Origin of the sequence: Salmonella sp. WC3, assembly GCF_042932255.1 — a bacterium.
Classification (GTDB): Bacteria; Pseudomonadota; Gammaproteobacteria; order Enterobacterales; family Enterobacteriaceae; genus Salmonella; species Salmonella enterica.
In genome coordinates this window covers 3,954,535-3,978,951 of record NZ_CP170629.1, presented here as the reverse complement: position 1 = coordinate 3,978,951, position 24,417 = coordinate 3,954,535, and the positions used below count along the sequence as shown (strand labels likewise).

At 53.9% G+C, this 24,417-nt stretch carries 18 protein-coding genes and 2 tRNA genes; 10 read left to right on the top strand and 10 right to left on the bottom strand.

Annotated features, from left to right (window positions below; all coding sequences use genetic code 11):
* Positions 1-84 precede the first annotated feature (84 nt).
* From ptrA to recD, 3 genes are read left to right on the top strand one after another with little or no spacing between them, the layout of a single operon-like run.
* Positions 85-2,973: a pitrilysin gene (gene ptrA, locus ACFK9X_RS19435; RefSeq protein ID WP_151117408.1), complete on the top strand. Its 2,889-nt coding sequence runs from the start codon at positions 85-87 to the stop codon at positions 2,971-2,973.
* Positions 2,966-6,511, top strand: a complete 3,546-nt coding sequence (gene recB / locus ACFK9X_RS19430) for an exodeoxyribonuclease V subunit beta (RefSeq protein ID WP_151117406.1) — start codon at positions 2,966-2,968, stop codon at positions 6,509-6,511. The genes ptrA and recB overlap by 8 nt, the downstream gene beginning before the upstream one ends.
* On the top strand, positions 6,508-8,343 hold the full coding sequence (gene recD / locus ACFK9X_RS19425) for an exodeoxyribonuclease V subunit alpha (RefSeq protein ID WP_151117404.1): 1,836 nt from the start codon (positions 6,508-6,510) through the stop codon (positions 8,341-8,343). The genes recB and recD overlap by 4 nt, the downstream gene beginning before the upstream one ends.
* Before the next feature lie 102 nt (positions 8,344-8,445).
* Here the strand turns inward: recD and argA are convergent, their stop codons facing one another.
* Positions 8,446-9,777, bottom strand: coding sequence for an amino-acid N-acetyltransferase (gene argA / locus ACFK9X_RS19420; RefSeq protein ID WP_000588970.1), 1,332 nt, complete (start codon positions 9,775-9,777; stop codon positions 8,446-8,448).
* A 232-nt stretch (positions 9,778-10,009) separates the two neighbouring features.
* Between argA and amiC the strand changes: the two genes are divergently transcribed.
* A complete protein-coding gene (gene amiC, locus ACFK9X_RS19415; protein ID WP_000011919.1) occupies positions 10,010-11,263 on the top strand; it encodes an N-acetylmuramoyl-L-alanine amidase AmiC in 1,254 nt (417 codons plus the stop codon).
* A 109-nt stretch (positions 11,264-11,372) separates the two neighbouring features.
* Here amiC and ACFK9X_RS19410 read toward each other — a convergent pair.
* Together ACFK9X_RS19410 and ACFK9X_RS19405 are read right to left on the bottom strand one after the other, a co-directional pair.
* Positions 11,373-11,449: transfer RNA gene (locus ACFK9X_RS19410), tRNA-Met, on the bottom strand.
* 29 nt (positions 11,450-11,478) lie between these two features.
* Positions 11,479-11,555 (bottom strand) — tRNA-Met (locus ACFK9X_RS19405).
* A gap of 207 nt (positions 11,556-11,762) precedes the next feature.
* Here ACFK9X_RS19405 and mltA point away from each other — a divergent pair.
* On the top strand, positions 11,763-12,860 hold the full coding sequence (mltA, locus tag ACFK9X_RS19400) for a murein transglycosylase A (RefSeq protein WP_000678626.1): 1,098 nt from the start codon (positions 11,763-11,765) through the stop codon (positions 12,858-12,860).
* 109 nt (positions 12,861-12,969) lie between these two features.
* A complete protein-coding gene (gene tcdA, locus ACFK9X_RS19395; protein WP_000117748.1) occupies positions 12,970-13,776 on the top strand; it encodes a tRNA cyclic N6-threonylcarbamoyladenosine(37) synthase TcdA in 807 nt (268 codons plus the stop codon).
* 51 nt (positions 13,777-13,827) lie between these two features.
* On the opposite strand, the gene rarD is transcribed toward tcdA, so the two are convergent.
* The 3 genes from rarD to csdA form a co-directional block, all read right to left on the bottom strand.
* Entirely contained in the window at positions 13,828-14,715 is an 888-nt protein-coding gene (rarD, locus tag ACFK9X_RS19390) for an EamA family transporter RarD (RefSeq protein WP_077911869.1), read from the bottom strand.
* Between the two features lie 299 nt (positions 14,716-15,014).
* A complete protein-coding gene (gene csdE, locus ACFK9X_RS19385) occupies positions 15,015-15,458 on the bottom strand; it encodes a cysteine desulfurase sulfur acceptor subunit CsdE (RefSeq protein WP_000184198.1) in 444 nt (147 codons plus the stop codon).
* Positions 15,458-16,663, bottom strand: a complete 1,206-nt coding sequence (gene csdA, locus ACFK9X_RS19380; RefSeq protein WP_000991056.1) for a cysteine desulfurase CsdA — start codon at positions 16,661-16,663, stop codon at positions 15,458-15,460. Before csdA ends, csdE begins: the two co-directional genes overlap by 1 nt.
* Positions 16,664-16,855: 192 nt before the next feature.
* On the opposite strand from csdA, the gene ACFK9X_RS19375 reads away from it, so the two are divergent.
* The 4 genes from ACFK9X_RS19375 to rlmM all read left to right on the top strand — a co-directional run bounded on the left by ACFK9X_RS19375 (position 16,856) and on the right by rlmM (position 19,853).
* Positions 16,856-17,083, top strand: coding sequence for a YgdI/YgdR family lipoprotein (locus ACFK9X_RS19375; protein ID WP_000750393.1), 228 nt, complete (start codon positions 16,856-16,858; stop codon positions 17,081-17,083).
* A gap of 345 nt (positions 17,084-17,428) precedes the next feature.
* The gene (gcvA, locus tag ACFK9X_RS19370) at positions 17,429-18,346 is read left to right on the top strand and encodes a glycine cleavage system transcriptional regulator GcvA (protein WP_000044409.1); all 918 of its coding nucleotides are present in this window, start codon (positions 17,429-17,431) and stop codon (positions 18,344-18,346) included.
* Between the two features lie 18 nt (positions 18,347-18,364).
* Positions 18,365-18,760: a DUF423 domain-containing protein gene (locus ACFK9X_RS19365; protein ID WP_000203913.1), complete on the top strand. Its 396-nt coding sequence runs from the start codon at positions 18,365-18,367 to the stop codon at positions 18,758-18,760.
* The gene (gene rlmM / locus ACFK9X_RS19360) at positions 18,753-19,853 is read left to right on the top strand and encodes a 23S rRNA (cytidine(2498)-2'-O)-methyltransferase RlmM (protein ID WP_017465992.1); all 1,101 of its coding nucleotides are present in this window, start codon (positions 18,753-18,755) and stop codon (positions 19,851-19,853) included. The genes ACFK9X_RS19365 and rlmM overlap by 8 nt, the downstream gene beginning before the upstream one ends.
* Before the next feature lie 58 nt (positions 19,854-19,911).
* On the opposite strand, the gene fucR is transcribed toward rlmM, so the two are convergent.
* The 4 genes from fucR to fucI all read right to left on the bottom strand — a co-directional run bounded on the left by fucR (position 19,912) and on the right by fucI (position 24,398).
* Positions 19,912-20,622, bottom strand: coding sequence for an L-fucose operon activator (gene fucR / locus ACFK9X_RS19355; protein ID WP_000642330.1), 711 nt, complete (start codon positions 20,620-20,622; stop codon positions 19,912-19,914).
* Between the two features lie 57 nt (positions 20,623-20,679).
* Positions 20,680-21,102, bottom strand: coding sequence for an L-fucose mutarotase (fucU, locus tag ACFK9X_RS19350; RefSeq protein WP_000920848.1), 423 nt, complete (start codon positions 21,100-21,102; stop codon positions 20,680-20,682).
* Position 21,103: 1 nt separating this feature from the next.
* Positions 21,104-22,522, bottom strand: coding sequence for an L-fuculokinase (gene fucK, locus ACFK9X_RS19345; RefSeq protein WP_151117402.1), 1,419 nt, complete (start codon positions 22,520-22,522; stop codon positions 21,104-21,106).
* Between the two features lie 100 nt (positions 22,523-22,622).
* Positions 22,623-24,398 (bottom strand): L-fucose isomerase, encoded by a 1,776-nt coding sequence (gene fucI, locus ACFK9X_RS19340; protein ID WP_151117400.1) that lies wholly within the window; start codon positions 24,396-24,398, stop codon positions 22,623-22,625.
* Positions 24,399-24,417: the final 19 nt, after the last annotated feature.

Here is a 24,417-nt window from a genome sequence, read left to right as displayed (position 1 = left end):
CAATAATATCCCGTTCCGCTCAGGTCGATGGTTTATGTGACCATCGAGGTGAGTGGGAATGAAAGTTAATGATGAGGTCCGTGAATGCCCCGCAGCACCTGGTTCAAAGCGTTATTGTTATTGGTCGCCCTCTGGGGGCCTGCAGTTCAGGCGGATATCGGTTGGCAACCGCTGCAAGAAACTATCCGTAAAAGCGATAAAGATACCCGGCAGTATCAGGCGATACGTCTTGATAATGACATGGTGGTGTTGCTGGTATCCGATCCGCAGGCTGTAAAGTCTCTTTCAGCGTTAGTGGTGCCCGTTGGATCGCTTGAAGATCCTGAGGCTCATCAGGGGCTTGCTCATTATCTTGAGCATATGTGCCTGATGGGGTCAAAAAAATATCCGCAGGCGGATAGCCTTGCCGAATACCTTAAAAGACATGGCGGTAGCCACAACGCCAGCACCGCGCCTTATCGAACAGCCTTCTACCTGGAGGTTGAAAACGACGCGCTTCCAGGCGCCGTAGATCGCCTGGCCGACGCCATTGCCGCGCCATTGCTCGATAAAAAGTATGCCGAACGCGAACGAAACGCGGTGAATGCCGAGCTGACGATGGCGCGCACCCGCGACGGTATGCGTATGGCGCAGGTAAGCGCCGAAACCATTAACCCGGCGCATCCAGGCTCGCACTTTTCTGGCGGCAATCTGGAAACGCTAAGCGATAAGCCGGGAAATCCGGTGCAACAGGCGTTGATCGCTTTTCATGAAAAATACTATTCATCTAATCTGATGAAGGCGGTGATTTACAGTAATAAACCCTTGCCGGAACTGGCGAGTATTGCCGCCGCAACCTATGGTCGCGTGCCGAATAAACCGATTAAAAAACCGGAAATTAACGTACCTGTCATCACCGAGGCGCAGAAGGGCATCATTATTCATTACGTGCCGGCGCTACCGCGTAAAGTGCTGCGCGTGGAGTTTCGTATTGATAACAATAGCGCGCAGTTCCGTAGCAAGACCGATGAACTGGTCTCTTATCTGATTGGCAATCGTAGCCCGGGGACGCTCTCTGACTGGCTGCAAAAACAAGGACTGGTCGAAGGTATTAGCGCGGATTCCGATCCGATTGTTAATGGTAACAGCGGCGTATTTGCCATTTCGGCAACGCTGACCGATAAAGGTTTGGCCAATCGTGATGAAGTCGTCGCAGCTATCTTTAGCTATCTCAATACGTTACGTGAAAAAGGGATAGATAAACGTTACTTTGACGAGCTGGCGCATGTGCTGGATCTCGACTTCCGCTATCCGTCGATTACCCGCGATATGGACTATGTCGAATGGCTGGCGGACACTATGATCCGCGTCCTGGTAGCGCATACGCTGGATGCGGCGAATATCGCCGATCGTTACGATCCTGCCGCTATCAAAAATCGCCTGGCGATGATGACGCCGCAGAATGCGCGCATCTGGTACATCAGTCCCCAGGAACCCCATAATAAGACGGCGTATTTTGTGGATGCGCCTTATCAGGTCGATAAGATTAGCGAACAGACGTTTAAAAACTGGCAGCAAAAAGCACAGAGCATTGCGTTGTCGCTGCCGGAGTTAAACCCCTATATTCCTGATGATTTCACGCTTGTTAAGAATGACAAAAACTACGTGCGGCCAGAACTGATTGTCGATAAAGCGGATTTGCGCGTGGTTTATGCGCCGAGTCGTTATTTCGCCAGCGAGCCAAAAGCTGACGTGAGCGTGGTATTGCGTAACCCGCAGGCGATGGACAGCGCCCGCAATCAGGTACTGTTCGCCCTTAATGATTATCTGGCGGGAATGGCGCTCGATCAGCTCAGCAACCAGGCGGCAGTGGGCGGCATTAGCTTTTCCACTAACGCCAACAATGGTCTGATGGTCACTGCGAACGGTTATACCCAGCGTTTGCCGCAGCTTTTCCTGGCGTTGCTGGAAGGATATTTTAGCTACGACGCCACGGAGGAACAGCTGGCGCAGGCGAAATCCTGGTATACGCAGATGATGGATTCTGCGGAGAAGGGAAAAGCCTACGAACAGGCGATTATGCCGGTGCAGATGATTTCGCAGGTGCCTTATTTTTCCCGTGATGAACGTCGCGCTTTGCTGCCGTCCATTACGTTAAAAGAGGTGATGGCCTATCGTAATGCGTTAAAAACGGGCGCTCGTCCGGAATTTCTGGTTATAGGAAATATGAGCGAAGCCCAGGCGACCTCTCTGGCGCAAGATGTCCAAAAACAGCTCGCGGCGAACGGATCGGCGTGGTGTCGTAACAAAGACGTGGTGGTTGAGAAAAAGCAGTCCGTAATATTTGAAAAAGCGGGCAGTAGCACCGACTCCGCGTTAGCCGCGGTCTTTGTCCCGGTCGGCTACGACGAGTATGTCAGCGCCGCCTACAGCGCGATGTTAGGTCAGATTGTTCAACCGTGGTTTTACAATCAGCTACGAACCGAAGAGCAACTGGGATACGCCGTTTTCGCCTTTCCGATGAGCGTTGGCCGTCAGTGGGGAATGGGATTCCTGCTACAGAGCAACGATAAACAGCCCTCTTACCTGTGGCAACGCTATCAGGCATTTTTCCCTGACGCCGAGGCGAAGCTGAGGGCGATGAAGCCGGAAGAGTTCGCCCAAATTCAGCAGGCGATCATTACGCAAATGCGCCAGGCGCCGCAAACGTTGGGCGAAGAAGCATCCCGTTTAAGCAAGGATTTCGATCGGGGTAATATGCGCTTTGACTCGCGTGATAAAATCATCGCTCAGATAAAATTGCTGACGCCACAAAAGTTTGCTGACTTCTTCCACCAGGCGGTGGTGGAACCACAAGGTATGGCAATATTGTCACAGATTGCTGGTAGCCAGAATGGAAAAGCAGAATACGTGCATCCGACAGGCTGGAAAGTGTGGGATAACGTCAGCGCTTTGCAGCAAACGTTACCTCTAATGAGCGAAAAGAATGAATGATGTCGCCGAGACTCTTGATCCTCTGCGCTTGCCCCTTACAGGCGAGCGTTTGATTGAAGCATCAGCGGGCACAGGCAAAACGTTTACTATCGCGGCGCTGTATCTGCGGTTATTGCTCGGCCTGGGCGGCAGTGCCGCATTTCCCCGCCCGTTGACCGTTGAAGAACTGCTGGTGGTAACCTTTACGGAGGCCGCCACTGAAGAGCTGCGTGGGCGAATCCGCAGTAATATCCATGAGTTGCGCATCGCCTGTCTGCGGGAAAGCACGGATAATCCGCTTTATGCCCGCTTGCTGGAAGAAATTAGCGACAAAAAGCAGGCCGCACAGTGGTTATTACTGGCGGAACGACAAATGGACGAGGCCGCGGTTTTTACCATCCACGGTTTTTGCCAGCGTATGCTCAGCCTGAACGCTTTCGAATCCGGTATGTTGTTTGAGCAACAGCTTATTGAAGACGAATCTTTGTTGCGTTATCAGGCCTGCGCCGATTTCTGGCGGCGTCATTGCTATCCGCTGCCGCGCGACATCGCGCAGGTGGTGTTTGACGTGTGGAAGGGACCGAAGGCGCTCTTAAAGGATATCGATCGTTATCTGCAGGGCGAAGCGCCGGTCATTAAAGCGCCGCCATCGCAGGAGGAGACGCTGGCATCGCGTCATGAACAGATCCTGGCGCGCATCAACCAGGTGAAGCAGCAGTGGTGTGAGGCGGTTAGCGAGCTGGACGCGCTGATCGAATCATCCGGCATCGATCGCAGAAAGTTCAACCGCGGCAATCAGGCGAAATGGATCGAAAAGATCACCGCGTGGGCGCAAGAAGAGATGAAAAACTATCAATTACCCGAGGCGTTGGGAAAATTTTCACAGCGTTTTTTAGCTGAGCGCACCAAAGCTGGCGGCGTGACGCCCCAGCACCCATTGTTTGTCGCCATTGATAACCTGTTGGGCGAACCGCTATCGATTAAAGATCTGGTTCTTACCCGAGCTCTATCAGAGATCCGTGAAACGGTGGCTCAGGAAAAACGCCGGCGCGGCGAGCTGGGGTTTGACGATATGCTCAGCCGTTTAGATACCGCGCTGCGTAGTGAAAGCGGCGAGGCGCTGGCTGCGGCGATTCGTACCCGTTTTCCGGTGGCGATGATCGATGAATTTCAGGATACCGACCCACAGCAGTACCGTATTTTTCGCCGTATCTGGCGACATCAACCCGATACGGCGCTATTGCTGATTGGCGATCCTAAACAGGCGATTTATGCGTTTCGTGGCGCGGATATCTTTACCTACATGAAGGCTCGCAGCGAAGTGAGCGCGCACTATACCCTTGACACTAACTGGCGCTCCGCGCCGGGGATGGTGAATAGCGTTAACAAGCTGTTCAGTCAGATGAATGACACCTTTATGTTCCGCGATATTCCCTTCAGTCCGGTAAAGTTTGCGCCCAGAAACCAGTCGCTGCAATTTAAAGTGAATGACGCGCCTCAACCGGCGATGACCCTGTGGCTAATGGAGGGAGAAAGCTGCGGTTCGGGCGATTATCAAAGTTATATGGCGCAGGTGTGCGCCACACAAATTCGCGACTGGCTGCGTGCCGGGCAAACGGGCGACGCGCTGCTGACGAACGGCGATTCGTCGCGGCCCGTTCGTGCCTCGGATATCAGCGTGCTGGTGCGCAGCAGGCGGGAAGCCGCGCTGATACGGGATGCGCTGACCTTACTGGCGATCCCCTCCGTCTATCTTTCTAACCGCGACAGCGTATTCGAAACGCTCGAAGCGCAGGAGATGCTGTGGGTGTTGCAGGCGGTGATGGCGCCCGAACGTGAGAATACGCTGCGTAGCGCTTTGGCGACATCAATGATGGGCCTTACCGCGCTGGATATCGAAACGCTTAACAATGATGAAAATGCGTGGGATGCGGTTGTCGAAGAGTTTGATGGCTACCGACAGATTTGGCATAAACGCGGCGTGATGCCTATGCTGCGCGCGCTAATGTCGGCGCGCAATATTGCTGAAAACCTGCTGGCGACGGCGGGAGGCGAACGTCGGCTGACGGATATTTTGCATATTAGCGAGCTGTTACAGGAAGCCGGTTCGCAGCTGGAAAGCGAACATGCGCTGGTGCGTTGGCTGGCGCAGCATATCCTTGAACCCGATAGCAATGCTTCCAGCCAGCAACTACGTCTGGAAAGCGATAAGCATCTGGTGCAAATCGTCACCATTCATAAATCGAAAGGTCTGGAATACCCGCTGGTCTGGTTACCTTTTATCACCCATTTCCGCGTGCAGGACCAGGCTTTTTATCACGACAGGCACTCCTACGAGGCGGTGCTGGACCTTAGTCACGCCGAAGAGAGCGTAGCACTGGCGGAAGCCGAGCGCCTGGCGGAAGACCTGCGCCTACTTTATGTCGCGCTGACCCGTGCAGTGTGGCATTGCAGCCTCGGCGTCGCGCCGCTGGTACGGCGTCGCAGCGATAAGAAAGGCGAGACGGATGTGCACCAAAGCGCGCTTGGGCGACTCCTGCAAAAAGGCGAACCGATGGATGCCGCAGGCCTTCGCGCCTGTATTGAGGCGCTATGCGACGAGGATATCGTGTGTCGAACGCCAGGCAACACGGATAACGATCGCTGGCAAATTGCCGCTGCATCGCATGCGGAACTCAGCGCCAGAGCGCTGCAACGCCTGCTTTATGATAGCTGGCGCGTCACCAGTTATTCCGGTTTGCAGCAGCGGGGACATAGCGTGGCGCAAGATCTTATTCCTCGTCTCGACATTGACGCCGCAGGCGTTGGCGAAGCGGCGGAAGCGCCGGCAATGACGCCGCATCACTTTCCTCGCGGGGCATCGCCGGGAACATTTTTGCACAGCCTGTTTGAAGAGCTTGATTTTACTCAACCGATAGACCCCCAATGGGTACAGGAAAAACTGGAGCTGAGTGGTTTTGAAACGCGATGGGAGCCCGTACTTACCCGCTGGCTGGACACCGTGTTACACGTTCCCCTTAACGAGACGGGCGTTAGTCTGAGCGTGCTGACCGAGCGTGAAAAACAGGTCGAAATGGAGTTTTATCTGCCGATTGCCCAGCCGCTTACCGCCGGAGAGCTGGATGCGTTGATTCGTCGGTACGACCCGCTTTCAGCAGGTTGCCCTGCGCTGGATTTCATGCAGGTTCGCGGCATGTTAAAGGGCTTTATCGACCTGGTGTTCCGTTATGAGGGGCGCTATTACTTGCTCGACTATAAATCTAACTGGCTGGGCGAGGATAGCGCCGCTTATACCCAGACGGCGATGGCTGCGGCGATGCAGGCGCATCGCTATGATTTGCAGTACCAGCTTTATACGCTGGCATTGCACCGTTACCTTCGTCATCGAATGGCGAATTACGACTATGAACGCCATTTCGGCGGCGTCATCTATCTCTTTTTACGCGGGGTGGATAGCGAACGTCCGCAGCAGGGTATTTTTACCACTCGTCCTGCGGCGGCGTTAATTAACCAACTGGATGATATGTTTGCAGGTGAAATGAGTGAGGAGGCGCAATGACAATCCAGGAGCGGTTGCTGGAGGCCGTTGAACAAAAACTCTTACGGCCCATTGATGCCCAGTTTGCTTTAACCGTCGCCGGTAACGACGATCCCGCCGTGACGCTGGCGGCAGCGCTGCTTAGTCATGACGCAGGTGAAGGTCACGTGTGTCTGCCGTTGTCGCGTTTAACGTTAACGGAGGAGGCGCATCCCTTACTGGTCGCCTGTATAAGCGAAACGGCTACGCCAATCGACTGGAAAAAGCGGTTACTGGCGTCTGCGGCGGTTAGCTGCGGCGATAGCCCCGCGCCGTTAATTCTGTGCGGCGAGCGTCTCTACCTGAATCGCATGTGGTGCAACGAACGTACGGTTGCGCGCTTTTTTAACGAGGTTAACCAGGCCATCGCCGTAGATGAAGATCAGTTATCCCGTATTCTGGACGCGCTATTCCCTCCGACAGACGAGGTGAACTGGCAAAAGGTGGCCGCCGCCGTAGCGCTAACTCGCCGTATCTCCGTGATTTCAGGCGGTCCCGGCACCGGTAAAACCACCACCGTCGCGAAGCTGCTGGCGGCATTAATTCAAATGGCGGATGGCGAACGTTGCCGTATCCGGCTGGCAGCGCCGACCGGGAAAGCGGCCGCACGCCTGACGGAGTCGCTCGGCGCGGCGTTGCGTCAGCTTCCACTTACCGATGCGCAGAAAAAGCGTATACCGGAGGACGCCAGTACGCTGCACCGACTGCTAGGCGCACAGCCCGGCAGCCAGCGATTACGCCATCATGCGGGCAACCCGCTGCATCTGGACGTGCTGGTGGTCGATGAAGCATCAATGATTGATTTGCCGATGATGTCACGTTTGATTGACGCTCTGCCGCCGCACGGGCGGGTCATTTTTCTTGGCGATCGCGATCAGTTGGCATCCGTTGAGGCGGGCGCTGTGTTGGGCGATATTTGCGCCTATGTCAACGCAGGGTTTACGGCGGAACGCGCCCGACAGCTAAGTCGACTAACAGGGAGCGCCATTCCGGCGGGGGCCGGAACGCAAGCCGCATCTTTACGCGATAGCCTCTGTTTATTGCAAAAGAGCTACCGTTTCGGCAGCGATTCTGGCATCGGCAAGCTGGCGGCGGCGATTAACTGCGGCGACAGGTCGGCAATCCAGGCTGTTTTTCAGCAGGGGTTTAGCGATATAGAGAAGCGTACATTGCAAAGCAGCGACGATTATGCCGGGATGCTGGATGAAGCGCTGGCGGGCTATGGGCGCTACCTGCGGTTGCTGCATGAAAAAGCGGCGCCGGAGGCAATCCTTCAGGCTTTCAATGAGTATCAACTGCTTTGCGCGCTGCGCGAAGGCCCATTTGGCGTGAGGGGATTGAATGACCGCATTGAGCAGGCGATGGTGCAGCAACGAAAAATTCAGCGGCACCCGCATTCTCGCTGGTATGAAGGGCGTCCGGTAATGATTGCGCGCAACGATAGCGCGTTGGGGCTATTTAACGGCGATATTGGGATTGCGCTCGATCGCGGGCAGGGGTTACGCGTCTGGTTTGTGATGCCGGACGGCACGATCAAGTCCGTTCAGCCCAGCCGTCTGCCGGAACATGATACAACCTGGGCGATGACGGTACATAAATCTCAGGGGTCTGAATTTGATCACGCCGCGCTGATTTTACCCAGCCAGCGTTCGCCGGTCGTGACGCGGGAGCTGGTGTATACCGCTGTTACGCGGGCGCGGCGGCGGTTATCGCTGTATGCCGATGAACGGATCCTGGCAGGCGCGATTGTGACGCGCACGGAGCGGAGCAGCGGATTAGCCACCTTATTTGATGAAGTCAGTCGTACCGGATAAGACGAGTTCTCGCCGGATGGCGACGCGTAGCGTCTTATCCGGCCTCCAAATGATGCTTTCGAGCGTAGGCCTGATAAGCGCAGCGCCATCAGGCCCACCTTGTTATCCTAAATCTGCCATCAGCACCTTTGAACGTCGCTGATAGTTATACATTTTTTTCTTGCTCTCAGGCAGTAACTCAATATCGACAGGCGTAAAACCGCGCTCCTGGAACCAGTGAATACTGCGCGTCGTCAACACAAACAATTTACGCAGCCCCATTTGCCGTGCCTGGGCGGCAACCCGCTCCAGAAGCACTTCTCCACGCGATGAGCTGCGGTAATCCGGATGTACCGCTACGCAGGCCATTTCGCCTATTTTCTCTTCCACAAAAGGATACAGCGCCGCGCAGGCGATAGTCATATTATCGCGCTGAATAATGGTAAATTTATCGATCTCCATCTCCAGTTGTTCACGGGAACGGCGTACCAGAATGCCCTGCTGTTCCAGTGGGCGGATAAGCTCCAGAATACCGCCAATATCGTTGATGGTGGCGCGGCGGATCTGCTCGGCGCTCTCCATGACGATCTGCGTACCGATACCATCACGCGAGAACAGTTCCTGTAATAGCGAGCCATCTTCCTGATAGCTGATCAGATGGCAACGACGAACGCCGCTACGACAGGCTTTTACCGCGCCGCGCAAAAAACGTACGGTACCGGAGTTGTAATCGCCCTGCGCTTCCAACTCTTCCACCCGTGCCTGCGCTTCATTCGGGAAGAGTTCAGAAATGATGCCGCCCTCGCTATTGGTAACGCCCTGAGAAGAACAGAAACCGATCATTTTTTCCGCTTTCAGTTTAACGGCGAGTTGAGTGGCAATCTCTTCTGAGGTCAGATTAAAACTTTCGCCGGTCACTGAGACGGCGACCGGCCCCATCAGAACGATCGCGCCGTTATCCAACTGGCGGTTGATCGCATCTTCATCAATGCGCCGGATACGGCCGCTATGACAGTAGTCCACGCCATCATCAACGCCCAGCGGCTGCGCAATGGTGAAATTGCCGCTGACGACATTAATGTGCGCGCCCTGCAACGGCGTATTGTTCAGACTCATCGACAGACGGGCGGTAATATCAAGCTGGAGTAAACCGGCGGCCTGTTTCACCAGCTCCAGTGTTTTGGCGTCCGTCACCCGTGTGTTTTTGTGGTAAATCGGTTCATGATGATGCGCGGCCAGATTGGCGTCGATTTGCGGTCGCGCGCCATACACCACGACAAGGCGAATACCGAGGCTATGCAGTAGCCCGATATCGCTAACGATGCTGGAAAAATTGTCATGCTCAATGGCTTCGCCGCCGAGCATAATGACAAAGGTTTTTCCGCGATGGGTATTGATATAGGGAACTGAATGGCGAAACCCTTCTACCAGTTCGGTTTTACGTTCCTTTATCATTGCTCGCCCCACTAGTGAATTATTATTCGAAATTAGTGTATTTTTATTCTGTTTTTGCCCTCTGTGCAAGCGTAAATTTTATGCGGTCCGATCGCTTTTCTTAGTAATGCCGTGAATATAAAAAGAATGTTTACCCTTTTATAGATGACAGATTATGCGTCATTCGCTAAAGTTTCCGGTCAATTTGGATGAACTTTGTATGATCTCTATTTAGTTTTTGCTCGGGAGAAGCATGTCGGGAGCCAATTCAGCAATCAGCCGTCGCCGTTTACTACAAGGCGCGGGCGCCATGTGGCTATTAAGCGTGAGCCAGGTCGGGCTGGCTGCCGTAAGCCAGGTCGTTGCGGTGCGTATCTGGCCTGCGTCCAGCTATACCCGCGTCACGGTAGAGTCGAATCGTCTGCTGAAATATAAACAATTTGCCTTAAGTAACCCGGACCGCGTGGTGGTAGATATTGAGGATGTGAATCTGAACTCGGTGCTTAAAGGCATTGGCGCGCAGATTCGCAGCGACGATCCGTATATCAAATCCGCAAGGGTAGGGCAGTTTGATCCTAAGACTGTGCGTATGGTCTTTGAGCTAAAACAAAACGTGAAGCCGCAGCTATTTGCGCTGGCGCCTGTGGCAGGCTTTAAAGAACGTCTGGTGATGGATCTTTATCCTGCCAATGCGCAGGATATGCAGGATCCGCTGCTGGCGCTGCTGGAAGACTACAATAAAGGCGATCTGGATAAACAGGTGCCGCCTTCGCAAAGCGGGCCGCAGCCCGGTAAAGCGGGGCGCGATCGTCCCATTGTCATTATGCTTGATCCGGGACACGGCGGCGAAGACCCCGGCGCGATAGGCAAATACAAAACGCGTGAAAAAGACGTGGTGCTCCAGATAGCCCGCCGCCTGCGCGCGTTGATCGAAAAAGAAGGCAACATGAAGGTCTATATGACGCGCAATGAAGACATCTTCATTCCGTTAAAAGTCCGGGTGGCGAAAGCGCAGAAACAGCGCGCCGACCTGTTTGTCTCTATTCATGCGGATGCCTTCACCAGCCGGCAGCCTAGCGGTTCATCCGTATTCGCGCTATCGACCAAAGGCGCCACCAGTACCGCGGCGAAATATCTGGCGCAAACGCAGAACGCCTCGGACTTAATTGGCGGCGTGAGCAAAAGCGGTGACCGTTATGTCGACCATACGATGTTCGATATGGTGCAATCGCTGACCATTGCCGATAGTTTGAAATTCGGTAAAGCGGTGTTGAAGCAGCTTGGTAAAATTAATGACCTGCATAAAAACAAGGTCGAGCAGGCGGGGTTTGCGGTGTTAAAGGCGCCCGATATTCCGTCTATTCTGGTCGAGACGGCGTTTATCAGTAACATTGAAGAAGAACGCAAGCTCAAGACCGCGACGTTCCAGCAACAGGTCGCAGAGTCGATTCTGGCGGGCATTAAAGCGTATTTTGCCGATGGGGCGACGCTGGCGAGAAGAAGTTAACCTGAGATGACGGCGAGTTTATTGCGCGGGTAAGTAGGATGCTGCCCGCACTGTCGTTGCGGACCAGACGACAGGTACAAAAAAACACCCGTAAGGGTGTTCATTAAGTTGGTTGCGGGGGCCGGATTTGAACCGACGACCTTCGGGTTATGAGCCCGACGAGCTACCAGGCTGCTCCACCCCGCGTCCGTCTAAACTTGCATTCTCATTGTAATTGGTTGCGGGGGCCGGATTTGAACCGACGACCTTCGGGTTATGAGCCCGACGAGCTACCAGGCTGCTCCACCCCGCGTCCGTGGATGCGCACTATACTCCGCTGAGCTTTTGTTGCAACCCTTTTTTCATATAAATCGCTAATTTCTCATGAATTGCGCAAATACACCGCAGATAGCGCGATTTTTAAACGAATTTACATAATGAGATCGCGATCGCATTTCATTACTTCGGACGGTTTGTTATCTTCACCGGGCACTTTCGATTACGCAGAAGACGAGACACCATGAAAGGACGTTGGGCAAAATATGTGGCGACAGGCGTAATGCTGGCAATGCTGGCTGCCTGTTCATCAAAACCGACCGATCGCGGTCAGCAATATAAGGACGGGAAATTTACCCAGCCCTTCTCCCTGGTAAACCAGCCGGACGCGGTGGGCGCGCCGATTAATGCTGGTGACTTTGCCGAGCAGGTCAACCAGATCCGTTCCGCGTCGCCGCGTTTATACACCAATCAAAGCAACGTCTATAACGCTGTCCAGAACTGGTTACGTTCCGGAGGCGATACGCGCACTATGCGCCAGTTTGGTATTGATGCCTGGCAGATGGAAGGCACCGACAACTACGGTAACGTCCAGTTCACGGGCTACTATACGCCCGTCGTTCAGGCTCGCCATACGCGCCAGGGTGCGTTCCAGTATCCTATCTATAGTATGCCGCCAAAACGCGGACGCTTACCGTCCCGCGCTCAGATCTACGCAGGCGCGCTGAGCGATAAGTACATCCTGGCCTGGAGTAATTCGCTGATGGATAACTTTATTATGGATGTCCAGGGCAGCGGTTATATTGATTTCGGTGATGGTAGTCCGCTGAACTTCTTTAGTTATGCCGGTAAAAACGGCTGGCCTTATCGCAGTATTGGTAAAGTGCTTATCGATCGCGGTGAAGTGAAAAAAGAAGATATGTCGATGCAGGCTATACGCGAATGGGGAGAGAAGCATAGCGAAGCGGAAGTGCGTGAATTACTGGAGCAGAACCCGTCGTTCGTCTTCTTTAAGCCGCAATCTTTTGCGCCGGTCAAAGGCGCCAGCGCTGTACCGCTGATTGGGCGAGCATCCGTCGCCTCCGACCGCAGCATCATTCCGCCTGGCACGACCTTGTTGGCGGAAGTACCGTTGCTGGATAACAACGGTAAATTTAGCGGTCAGTATGAGCTACGTTTGATGGTCGCGCTGGATGTCGGCGGAGCGATTAAAGGCCAGCACTTTGATATTTACCAGGGGATTGGCCCGGATGCCGGGCATCGTGCCGGATGGTATAATCACTATGGTCGCGTCTGGGTGTTAAAAAGCGCGCCGGGCGCCGGTAACGTGTTTAGCGGCTGATTGTGGTATTCTGCGACAACCGGATTGCCCGATAACGCGATCGCTATCGGGCCTGAAAATAGTGAGCAGGGGTGAGGAATAACCTCGCCTTTTTTTATTCTGAGGTCATATGTCAGTGGTGATAAGTGATGCCTGGCGCCAACGCTTTGGCGGCACCGCGCGTCTGTACGGTGAAAAAGCGCTGCAGCGGTTTGCTGAGGCGCATATCTGCGTCGTGGGAATCGGCGGGGTGGGATCATGGGCGGCAGAGGCGCTGGCGCGTACGGGCATCGGTGCGATTACGCTGATTGATATGGACGATGTCTGCGTGACCAATACGAACCGTCAGATCCATGCGTTGCGTGATAACGTCGGGTTGGCGAAAGCGGAAGTGATGGCCGAACGGATTCGGCAAATTAACCCGGAGTGCCGGGTAACGGTTATCGATGATTTCATCACGCCGGATAATGTGGCGGGTTATATGAACGCGGGTTTTACCTATGTCATTGACGCCATTGACAGCGTTCGTCCAAAAGCCGCGCTGATTGCGTACTGTCGCCGATATAAGGTTCCTTTAGTGACCACAGGCGGCGCGGGCGGGCAGATCGATCCGACGCAAATCCAGGTCGCTGATTTGGCGAAAACTATCCAGGATCCGCTGGCGGCAAAACTGCGTGAGAGATTGAAACATAATTTTGGCGTAGTGAAGAACAGTAAAGGTAAACTGGGCGTGGACTGCGTTTTTTCCACTGAAGCGCTGGTTTACCCACAGGCGGACGGTTCCGTATGCGCGATGAAAGCTACCGCAGAAGGGCCAAAACGGATGGATTGCGCCTCTGGCTTCGGCGCGGCGACGATGGTGACGGCAACGTTCGGTTTTGTCGCCGTTTCCCATGCGCTGAAGAAGATCATGGCTAAAGCGGCGCGACAAGAATAAAAGGACGGGGCGGAGTGTCACGCAGACGCGTATCCGGCCCTGCGCCCTTCGTTAGCGAAAGAAGCGCTGTACCCTGCTGAACACCGGTTTCAGACGGGCGCGGAGATAATGGGAATATAAATTTTCAGATATGCATAAAAACAACCCGAACCATACCGCACAAAAGCAGAGCAGTTCCGCGTAATTAATGTGCTCGCCAAATATCATAATGGCAAGTAAGAACTGTAAAGACGGCTCTATATATTGCGCCAGTCCGGTGACAATCAACGAGGTGTGATTTAACGCGATGGCAAATAATACCAGTGGAATGATCGTCACTGGCGCCGTCATGACATACAAAAAGAAAGGAGTATTAGCGGATATAAGTGGTCCGGTATCGCTAAAGAGAAAAATTAATAGTGAGACAGGCAATGCCCATAATGTTTCAATCGTTATCGATGTCATCACATCATAATGTATAAACTTTCGCGCCAGGCCATATAGCGCAAATGATAATCCCATGGTTAGCGCCAGCGCCGGGAAATGCCGTAGCATGATAATTTGAAAAGTCAGGCCGCAGACACCGGAAAAAACGGCGATGGCCTGAAACAACGACAGTTTTTCTTTAAGAAAAATGCATCCCAGCGCAATAACAAATAGCGGGTTGATAAAATAGCCGAGGCTGGCATCAAGCACCAGATGATGGGTTAGCGCATAAATAAAAGATGACCATGAGACAATCATCAAAAGTCCGGCGATCATGCAGAAGAAAAAAGATTTTTTATCTTTCCAGGCATCATGAAATCGCGTTCGCTGCCGAAATAACAATCTTACTGCCAGTAATAATGGAATTGACCAGAACACCCGGTATATCAATATTTGTGCGAGATTCCCCCCTGATAAATATTGATAATATAAAGGTGTTAACCCCCATAATATAAATGCCAGTACCACAAACATGGTACCGCTACGCAGATATTTTTCCACTTATCCATATCCTGTTATAACTTCACCCGATGCGTATGAATTTTCCAGTTCTCCTGCTACGCTACATCGAGTGGCTTTATTTACTCTAAAATCTTCACGCCGTTTTAACATGGATTCTAACATTGTAATTTCATTGTGATAGCTGATAAAAATCAAAAGAATGCTTATCAGGGAAATCTGACGCCGAAACTAATAAAGTGACTGGATTATTTTATCTGCATCGCCTGACCGCTGCGGGCGGCGCTGTCAGGCGACAGAATATTTACGCTATTTCAACCCTTATGCGTTGCGGCAACAATCGCTTCGCTCAGCGCGTTCAGCCCCTGACTACGTGAGGCGCTAAGCTGGGCGCGTAAACCCAGCTCATCAAACAGCGCCAGCGGTGAACGAGCCTGCAACTCGGCGGCGTTTTTTCCTTCCACCGCGGTGAGCAATACCGCCAGCAGGCCGCGGACAATCCGCCCCTCACTGTCGCCGAAAAAGTGCATCGTTCCGTTATCTGATCGGGTAAAGCCCAGCCAGACGCGGTTCTCGCAGCCGGCTATCTCTTTCGCCTGCGCTTTGCATTCATCCGGCAGAGCGGGGAGCTGTTTTCCTAACAGAATCAACTGACGATATTTATCCTCCCACTGGGTCAGCGGGAGAAAGATAGCGCGTAACGTCTCTTCCGTTACCGTTGTGCCGAACGGGTGTCCGGTATAAAGAGGGTTTGTCATTAATCCACCAGCAGTTCCAGCGCGCGGTCAACGGCGTTAACCAACGCATCCACATCATGTTGGGTATTATACGGCGCAAAAGAGGCGCGCAGAGTCCCTGTGACGCCAAGTTCCGCCAGCAATGGCTGGGCGCAATGTTGCCCGGCCCGGAGCGCAATACCGTATTCCGCCAGCAGCGTCACCATATCGCCGTGGTGCACGCCGACAAAATCAAAGGCCAGCAGGCTGGAGTCCTGGCAGCGGAACGAACGAAAGCCCGGGCGTTTCGCCAGTGCGTCTTCCGCCAGCGTCGCCAGCCCCCGGCTCCAGTTTTCGGCCTGTTCAATATCGATATCGGACAGCCATTCCAGCGCAGCGCTCAGGCCGATGACCCCGGCGACGTTCGGCGTCCCCGCTTCCAGCTTCCAGGGAGCGCTTTGAGTGGTGAAGCCTTCAAAGCTAACGTCACGGATCATCTTGCCGCCGCCGAGCCAGGGCGACATCGCCTCAAGAAGCTCCGGCTTACCGTACAGCACGCCGATGCCGGTCGGGCCATACAGTTTGTGAGCGGAAAAAGCATAAAAATCGATATCAAGCTGCTGGACATCCGCCGGGAAGTGTACCGCGCCTTGCGCGCCATCTACCATCACGACCATTCCCGCTGCGTGAGCGGTGCTGATAGCGCTTGCGAGATCCGGGCAGCCGCCCGTTACGTTCGACATTTGCCCCAGCGCCAGAATGCGGCTGCGCGACGTGATCAGTTCCGGCAGACGCTCAACATCAGGAAGACGTCGGTCATTAAGCGGCAGTTTTATGACCTGCGCGCCGGTTTGTTGCGCCACCATCAGCCAGGGCACAAGGTTGGCGTGATGCTCGGCGACGCTAACGATAATTTCATCGCCGGGGCGCAGACGAGGACGGGCGTAACACTGCGCCACCATGTTGATCGCTTCGGTGGTGCCGCGTGTCCAGACGATACTTTTTTCATCGGGCGCGTTTAACAGCCGCGCTGCTTTTGCTCTGGCCGCTTCATATTGCGCCGTCAGGCGCTGCGCCTGCGCAAACTGGCTACGATGAACGTTACCGGCGCTCAAACAATAAAACTGGTGCGTGGCGTCAATGACTGCCTGTGGCTTTAATGCCGTGGCGGCGCTATCGAGATAAACACCCGCATCGGCTAGCGCGGGAAACTGCGCGCGAAACTGCGTGGGATTAAAAGCGTTCATGATATTCCTCGGTTCAGTTTACCGATCGTGGCGTAAAAGCACGGCTGATACAAGGTTTGTCCTAACCATCGGAATCGTCTGTATATCCTGGCGAATTATGTAAAGGAGGTTATGCTGAATAATGTTAGGCGAATGTTTAAGCCTGTTACGGAGTCCGCTTTAAATAGCACAAACAGCTTTAAGGAGAAGAAGATGAAAAAGACTGCCGCAATTATCTCTGCATGTATGCTGACTTTTGCCCTGAGCGCCTGTTCCGGTCCTAATTACGTTATGCACACCAATGATGGACGTAGCATTGTGACCGACGGTAAACCCCAGACCGATAACGATACCGGTATGATTTCGTATAAAGACGCTAATGGCAACAAACAGCAGATCAATCGTACTGACGTGAAAGAGATGGTGGCTCTGGAAAACTAACCGTTTGTTATACAAAAAAAAGCACCGCAATATGGCGGTGCTACATTAATCACTATGGACAGACAGGGTAAATGTACAGGAAGTGAAAAAGGGTAGTCTCACTACCGTGGTCTGAATCGCAGACCAATTGCAAACACAACAACACAACACACAACCGTAAGCCAAAAGCCCATCAGAACACGCATTCCGATAAAACTTTTCGTTCCGGCTCAGGAAGTGCCGCCACTATAGGTATTTGCTGGTAGAACCTCAACGGACAATTTATAATGTCTCAGATTAAAAAAACTAATAGGTTACATGTTGTTACCTATTTGTTAAATTCATTCGACATTAAGTCCAGAGGCCATGTCAAAACGATTACCTCCTTTAAATGCGTTACGCGTTTTTGATGCTGCCGCGCGCCATTTGAGCTTTACGCGAGCAGCGGAAGAACTTTTTGTGACGCAGGCCGCAGTAAGCCACCAAATTAAGTCACTTGAGGATTTTTTGGGGCTAAAACTGTTCCGCCGCCGCAATCGTTCGCTGCTGCTGACGGAAGAAGGCCAAAGCTATTTTCTCGACATTAAAGAGATATTTTCCCAGCTCACGGAAGCAACGCGTAAGCTCCAGGCGCGCAGTGCCAAAGGGGCGCTGACGGTGAGTTTACCGCCCAGTTTTGCCATCCAGTGGCTGGTGCCCAGGCTCTCCAGCTTTAACTCAGCTTATCCGGGAATTGACGTTCGGATACAAGCCGTTGACCGTCAGGAAGATAAACTGGCAGACGATGTCGATGTCGCGATTTTTTATGGCCGGGGAAACTGGCCGGGCTTGCGCGTCGAAAAATTATACGCAGAATATTTACTGCCCGTCTGTTCTCCTTTATTACTCACAGGCGAAAAACCGTTAAAAACGCCGGAAGATCTGGCGAAACACACGCTATTGCACGACGCCTCCCGGCGTGACTGGCAGGCCTATACTCGTCAGTTAGGGCTCAACCATATTAACGTTCAGCAAGGGCCGATATTTAGCCACAGCGCGATGGTGCTACAGGCCGCTATTCACGGACAGGGGATCGCGCTGGCGAATAATGTTATGGCGCAGTCGGAAATTGAAGCCGGGCGACTGGTGTGTCCATTTAACGATGTTCTGGTGAGTAAGAATGCTTTTTATCTGGTTTGTCATGACAGCCAGGCAGAACTGGGTAAAATAGCCGCCTTCCGTCAGTGGATTTTGGCGAAGGCGGCGACGGAGCAAGAAAAATTCCGTTTTCGTTACGAACAATAATTAACTTAGGGTATGACCATGACCAGCCGTTTTATGCTGATTGTCGCCGCTATCAGCGGTTTTATTTACGTTGCTCTGGGCGCGTTCGGGGCGCATGTTTTGAGTAAAACCCTGGGCGTGGTTGAAATGGGCTGGATTCAGACCGGCCTGCAATATCAGGCGTTCCATACGCTGGCGATCTTTGGCCTGGCGGTGGCGATGCAGCGCCGTATCAGCATCTGGTTTTACTGGAGCAGCGTTTTTCTGGCGCTGGGCACGGTGCTGTTTAGCGGCAGCCTGTACTGCCTTGCGCTTTCGCATCTGCGCCTGTGGGCGTATATCACGCCTGTCGGCGGCGTCAGTTTCCTGGTGGGCTGGGCGCTATTGCTGATTGGCGCCATTCGTATGAAACGTAAGGGCGCGAGCCATGAATAAAGTTGTATTGCTCTGCCGTCCGGGGTTTGAAAAAGAGTGCGCTGCAGAAATTACCGATAAAGCGGGAAAACGGGAAATATTTGGTTTTGCACGCGTAAAAGAGAACGCAGGCTATGTCATTTATGAATGCTACCAGCCGGAAGATGGCGAAAAGCTGATTTCAGAACTGCCGTTCAGTTCGCTGATTTTCGCCCGCCAGTGGTTTGTGGTGGGGGAACTGCTGCAACATTTACCGCCGGAAGACAGAATTACGCCGATTGTCGGCATGTTGCAGGGCGTAGTGGAAAAGGGCGGCGAGCTGCGGGTTGAAGTCGCCGACACCAATGAAAGTAAAGAACTGATGAAGTTCTGCCGCAAATTTACGGTGCCGCTGCGCGCGGCTTTGCGTGATGCGGGCGTATTGACGAATTATGAAACGCCGAAGCGTCCGGTCGTTCATGTCTTTTTTATCGCGCCAGGATGCTGCTATACCGGCTATTCGTTCACACATAACAATTCACCGTTTTATATGGGCATCCCGCGTTTGAAGTTTCCGTCTGATGCGCCGAGCCGCTCAACGCTGAAACTGGAAGAGGCGCTCCACGTTTTCATCCCGGAAGATGAGTGGGATGAACGTCTGGCGAACGGCATGTATGCGGTGGATTTGGGCGCCTGTCCCGGCGGATGGACGTACCAGTTAGTGAAGCGCAATATGTGGGTCTACTCCGTAGATAACGGCCCGATGGCGCAAAGCCTGATGGACACCGGACAGGTGACCTGGTTGCGTGAGGATGGCTTCAGGTACCGTCCGAACCGGAATAATATTTCATGGATGGTCTGCGATATGGTGGAGAAGCCGGCCAAAGTCACCGCGTTAATGGCGCAGTGGCTGGTGAACGGCTGGTGTCGGGAGACGATTTTTAACCTTAAACTGCCGATGAAAAAACGCTATGAAGAGGTGTCGCATAACCTGGCGTATCTTCAGGCGCAGTTGGATGAGCACGGCGTTAATGCGCAGATCCAGGCGCGTCAGCTTTATCACGATCGCGAAGAAGTGACGGTACACGTGCGTCGGTTGTGGGCGGCTGTTGGCGGACGTCGCGACGAGCGATAAAAACGCGTTGCCGTCGTCCGGCGCGTCATCAGCGCCGGATGACGCACGCTTATCCGGTCTACGATTGCGGCGCATCTGAAACAATATGCGTCACATCATCCAGATGGCCGATGCGCGCCTCTCCTGAACGATTAAATTTACTTTTATCAATCAATAATAAAGACTGCGAGGCGCGCCTGAGCAGGATAGATTTAAAATCGGCGTTGATCGCATTGGAGTCCCACAGATCGCCGCCGCCGTCGATCCCCTCACAGGAAAAGATGAACAGATCGATATCAAGCGATTTTAGCTGTGAGATAAGCGACGGATTAACATAACAGCCATATTTACGTTCAAGCTGGCCGCCGGAACTTATCAGCGCAATGCGTTCGCGTTTTCCCAGCTCCTGACAGATAGGATGGCTATTGGTAAAAACCTGAATGGGAATATCCGGCAACTGGCGGGCCAGATACCAGCAGGTTGAACTGGCATCCAGCGCAATCGTCATTCCTTCTTCTATCCACGCTAACGCTTCACGGGCAATATCGGCTTTGTGCGCATAATGGCTTTTCAGGCGGATATGGAATGGATCGCCGCTGTCCTGATTTTCACGATGAATATATTTAGCTCGTCCGTGATTACGCAGCACTTTTCCCTGCGTCTGTAGTTCACTGAGATCGCGGCGGATGGTCTCTTTACTGACGTTAAGCCGGGTGGCCAGCGCTTCGGTGGTCAGACTTTTATGATTGATCAGCAGATCGACTATCGCTTGTTGGCGTGCCGCTTTCATTTTTCTCACCCCATCATTCGATGAACGCCCGCGTCATGCGGGCGCACCGGCAAGAGATTACGGCGTTACCCCTTTTTTTAAAAGAATATTTCCGTACTTCGCGCACTCACCTGTGATAACGATCGCAAACGCTTTTTGCGCCCGCTCATAAAACGCATAACGGTCGATACGAACGATATCCGGGCACGGCGCTTCTAATGACAAAGCATCGCGATAGCGCGCTTCAACGCTGGGGTCGAGCGTGTCGCCTTCCACGGCGGCCATCATTACCAGCGGCGGGGCGTAGCTATCCAGCTCAAAGAGCGGAATAATTGCCCGCAGTAGATCGCTGACGCTAAGACCATCGGCGCGAATCACCTGTGGGCCCAGGCTATGCGCGGGAAAGTGAGCGTCGGAAAAAATGATTTCGTCCCCGTGGCCCATCTCGGCCAGCACTTTGAGCAGTGTCGGGGAAATTAACGGTGAAATGGTTTTTAGCATTTCATACTCCCTCAATAATTTCAGGTTCGGTTTGCGGCCAGAAATAGCGATACTGATAATTGACCTGCGCGCGCGCCTGTTCCGGGCTACTAAATTCGCCTACGCCGTACCAGCCAAACATGGCAGCGCCGGCCACGGTTGTTTCCGCGTCGTCCAGCACTTTGATAGGGATATCAAGCTGATTCGTTTTAATTTGATTCCACAAAGCGTTGCGACTGCCGCCGCCAACCAGTAACAGTTCTGTGGCGTTAAAATGACCGATTTTCTCCAGCGTGCGCAGATTACGCTGCAGTTGCGCCGTCAGGCCTTCCAGCGCGGCGCGATAGAAATGGCCGCGGGTGGTATTGAGCGTCACGCCCTGCCAGCCTGCATTTTGGCAGGCGAGCAGATCGCACTGCATCCGTACGCCTTCCGCGCCAGCGGGAATAGCGCGCGCTTCGTCGATCAGCGTTTGCCATGGTGTTTCCGGCGTCCACAGCAGTTTTCGTACCCATTCGAGTACACCGGAGGCCAGCCACTGCATTCCGGGGTTATAAAGCCCCGACTGACTGTCCAGTTCACAGGTCGAGCCCGGATACTGACTGAGCAGCGAGGTATCCACCTGACCGCTGCGTACCATCAGAATCTCCCATGTTCCGGAGGAGAGCACCGGTTCACCTTGCTGCGCGCCAGCGCCGAATAACGCGAACTGAGTATCGTGTCCGGCAGAGATCACCGGCACACCCGCCGGGAGACCGAGTAGCCTGGCCGCGTCTGTCTGTAGCGTGCCTATCTGGGCGCCTGCTTCCACGATACGCGGGAACAGGCGGCGCGCCAGGCCCGTCGCCTGCAGGATTTCCGGACTAAAGTCGCGCTGATGGATATCCAGTAGCTGGCTGGTGCCTGCCATAGTGATATCGGTTGTAAACTCGCCGGTCAGACGGTGGTTAATCAGCGACGAGATAAACAGCCAGCAGTGAGCTTGTTCCAGCAGGCGCGGATGATTCTCTTTAAGCCAGACCAGTTTATACAGCGTGTTAAAGCTGAACGCGCCGACGCCGGAGAGCGTCTGCAATTGCCGGGGCGAGATAAAGCGCTCAATCGTTTCCATCACGGCGGCGGTTCGCGGGCATTTCCAACTGATGACCGGGTAGAGCAGCTTACCCTGCGCATCGACCAGCGCGCCATCGACGCCGAACGTAGTCACCGTAATACCGCGAACAACACACTCCGACAGGGCGCTGGAGAGTGACCTGCAGCAGTCGGCGAAACGTTGCAGGATGGCGTCCAGAGACCACTGATGCCAGGCGCTATTTTCTGCGGCAATGTCGCTGGCGTTAGTGGTTGAGGCGCGGGCGACAATTTTCCCCTGGCGATCAACGGCGATCGCCCGAACGTTTGTCGCACCGCAGTCGAGAACCAGGATAACGTCTTGTTTCATAGATAACTCCATAAACGCCGCCCGATGGCGCTACGCTTATCCGGCCTACGGTTCACGCGCCCGTAGGCCCGGTAAGCCTGCGCCACCGGGCTAAGCCGCATTAACGTTTATACAGCGGGCCATAATTTTGGCAGGCGCGATAATCCTGGCCTTCGATATCCATACCGTGAGCTGTCCAGGCGGAAGGACGGTAGATCTTCGCCTCCTCCACGTTGTGCATACATACCGGGATACGCAGCATCGCGGCGAGAGTAATAAAGTCTGCCCCTACATGGCCGATGGTGAGTACGCCGTGGTTAGCGCCCCAGTTCGCCATCACCGAATAGACATCGGTAAACGGGCCTTTGCCGGTAAGACGCGGCGCAAACCAGGTGGTAGGCCAGGTAGAGTTGGTGCGGGCATCAAGCTGATCGTGCATCGCTTTCGGCAGTTCGACGCTCCACCCCTCGGCGATTTGCAGTACTGGTCCCAGGCCTTTGATGATATTCACGCGGGTCATGGTGAATGGCACGCCGCCTTCGGTCAGAAAACGGGATGAGTAGCCGCCGCCGCGGAAGTATTCGTGAATTGCCGGGCACCATTCAGTGGCCGCCAGACACGCATCCGCCTCTTGTTGGCTGATTTCCCAGTGCGGTTTCATGGTCGGCTTGCCTTCGCTGTCGCGCTGTTTACAGGCACCGTCCAGCGCGGCAGAACCGGAGTTAATCAGGTGAATAATGCCGTGTTCCGCCAGGCCGCTGAGCGCCTGGCCGGTGACGCGTTCTACGGCTTCCGGCGACCAGTAAGTTCGCACGTCGGCGAATATCTGCGCGGTACCGGTGAGTTGATGGCCAAACAGCATCGCTACTCCGTTCAGACTGTCATTTTCGGTGGCGACGACAAACGGTTCGCGTACGCCGTTCCAGTCAAAAGAGCTATTGAGCAGCGCTTCGGCGGTATCGCCGTTCGGGTATTGATCGGTCCAGTGGCGCTGGCCCTGGAAGCCGGCGGCAATGGCGTTGTAGCCCAGCGATTCTTCAACTAACCCTTTGTCCGCCAGCGTCTTGTTGCCCTGCATCATGTCGCGAATACACATCGCCATCAGCAGGCTCTCTTTTAGCACCGCGCGGTTCTGGGCTTCATTGCGCTTATACTGTGAGGCGTTCTGATCTTCGCCGTAGCGGAAGTTTTTATCCGCCCACGCCAGCGCCATCTCCAGTTCGGCCTCATCATAAATTTTTTGATCGATACGGCGGCGCAGTTCGGTCATATCTACCGCTTGCACCTTCATGCCCAGCCAGGATTCAAAGAAGTTATGATCGACAATGGAACCCGCGATCCCCATCGACACGCCGCCGACGGAGAGGTAGCTTTTGCCTTTCATGCTGGCTACCGCTAACCCTGCCCGCGCAAAACGCAGCAGTTTTTCTTCGACGTCGGCAGGAATGGAGGTATCGTCGGCATCCTGCACGTCATGGCCATAAATGGAGAACGCCGGAATGCCTTTCTGGCTGTGCGCCGCCAGCGCCGCGGCAAGGTAAACCGCCCCGGGACGCTCTGTGCCGTTAAAGCCCCAGATGGCTTTCGGACGCATCGGGTCCATATCAATGGTTTCGCTGCCATAGCACCAGCACGGCGTAACGGTAATGGTCACGCCCACGTTCTGGCTACTGAATTTTTCTTCACAGGCGGCGGATTCCGCCATTCCGGCAATACAGGTATCCGCAATGACGCACTCCACTTGTGCCCCACAGGCGTGGCGCATTTTCTCGGTGATGAGCGCCGCCGTCGCTTTCGCCATGTTCATGGTTTGCTCTTCGAGCGACTCGCGTACGCCCATACGACGTCCATCAATCACCGGGCGGATACCGATTTTCGGTAAGCTGATTTTTTTCATGACAGATTCCTCACGTTAT

Coding starts and splice junctions, on each gene's coding strand:
- ptrA (WP_151117408.1), top strand. CDS start 85: ATGCCCCGCAGCACCTGGTTCAAAGCGTTATTGTTATTGGTCGCCCTC.
- recB (WP_151117406.1), top strand. CDS start 2,966: ATGAATGATGTCGCCGAGACTCTTGATCCTCTGCGCTTGCCCCTTACA.
- recD (WP_151117404.1), top strand. CDS start 6,508: ATGACAATCCAGGAGCGGTTGCTGGAGGCCGTTGAACAAAAACTCTTA.
- argA (WP_000588970.1), bottom strand. CDS start 9,777: ATGATAAAGGAACGTAAAACCGAACTGGTAGAAGGGTTTCGCCATTCA.
- amiC (WP_000011919.1), top strand. CDS start 10,010: ATGTCGGGAGCCAATTCAGCAATCAGCCGTCGCCGTTTACTACAAGGC.
- mltA (WP_000678626.1), top strand. CDS start 11,763: ATGAAAGGACGTTGGGCAAAATATGTGGCGACAGGCGTAATGCTGGCA.
- tcdA (WP_000117748.1), top strand. CDS start 12,970: ATGTCAGTGGTGATAAGTGATGCCTGGCGCCAACGCTTTGGCGGCACC.
- rarD (WP_077911869.1), bottom strand. CDS start 14,715: ATGTTTGTGGTACTGGCATTTATATTATGGGGGTTAACACCTTTATAT.
- csdE (WP_000184198.1), bottom strand. CDS start 15,458: ATGACAAACCCTCTTTATACCGGACACCCGTTCGGCACAACGGTAACG.
- csdA (WP_000991056.1), bottom strand. CDS start 16,663: ATGAACGCTTTTAATCCCACGCAGTTTCGCGCGCAGTTTCCCGCGCTA.
- ACFK9X_RS19375 (WP_000750393.1), top strand. CDS start 16,856: ATGAAAAAGACTGCCGCAATTATCTCTGCATGTATGCTGACTTTTGCC.
- gcvA (WP_000044409.1), top strand. CDS start 17,429: ATGTCAAAACGATTACCTCCTTTAAATGCGTTACGCGTTTTTGATGCT.
- ACFK9X_RS19365 (WP_000203913.1), top strand. CDS start 18,365: ATGACCAGCCGTTTTATGCTGATTGTCGCCGCTATCAGCGGTTTTATT.
- rlmM (WP_017465992.1), top strand. CDS start 18,753: ATGAATAAAGTTGTATTGCTCTGCCGTCCGGGGTTTGAAAAAGAGTGC.
- fucR (WP_000642330.1), bottom strand. CDS start 20,622: ATGAAAGCGGCACGCCAACAAGCGATAGTCGATCTGCTGATCAATCAT.
- fucU (WP_000920848.1), bottom strand. CDS start 21,102: ATGCTAAAAACCATTTCACCGTTAATTTCCCCGACACTGCTCAAAGTG.
- fucK (WP_151117402.1), bottom strand. CDS start 22,522: ATGAAACAAGACGTTATCCTGGTTCTCGACTGCGGTGCGACAAACGTT.
- fucI (WP_151117400.1), bottom strand. CDS start 24,398: ATGAAAAAAATCAGCTTACCGAAAATCGGTATCCGCCCGGTGATTGAT.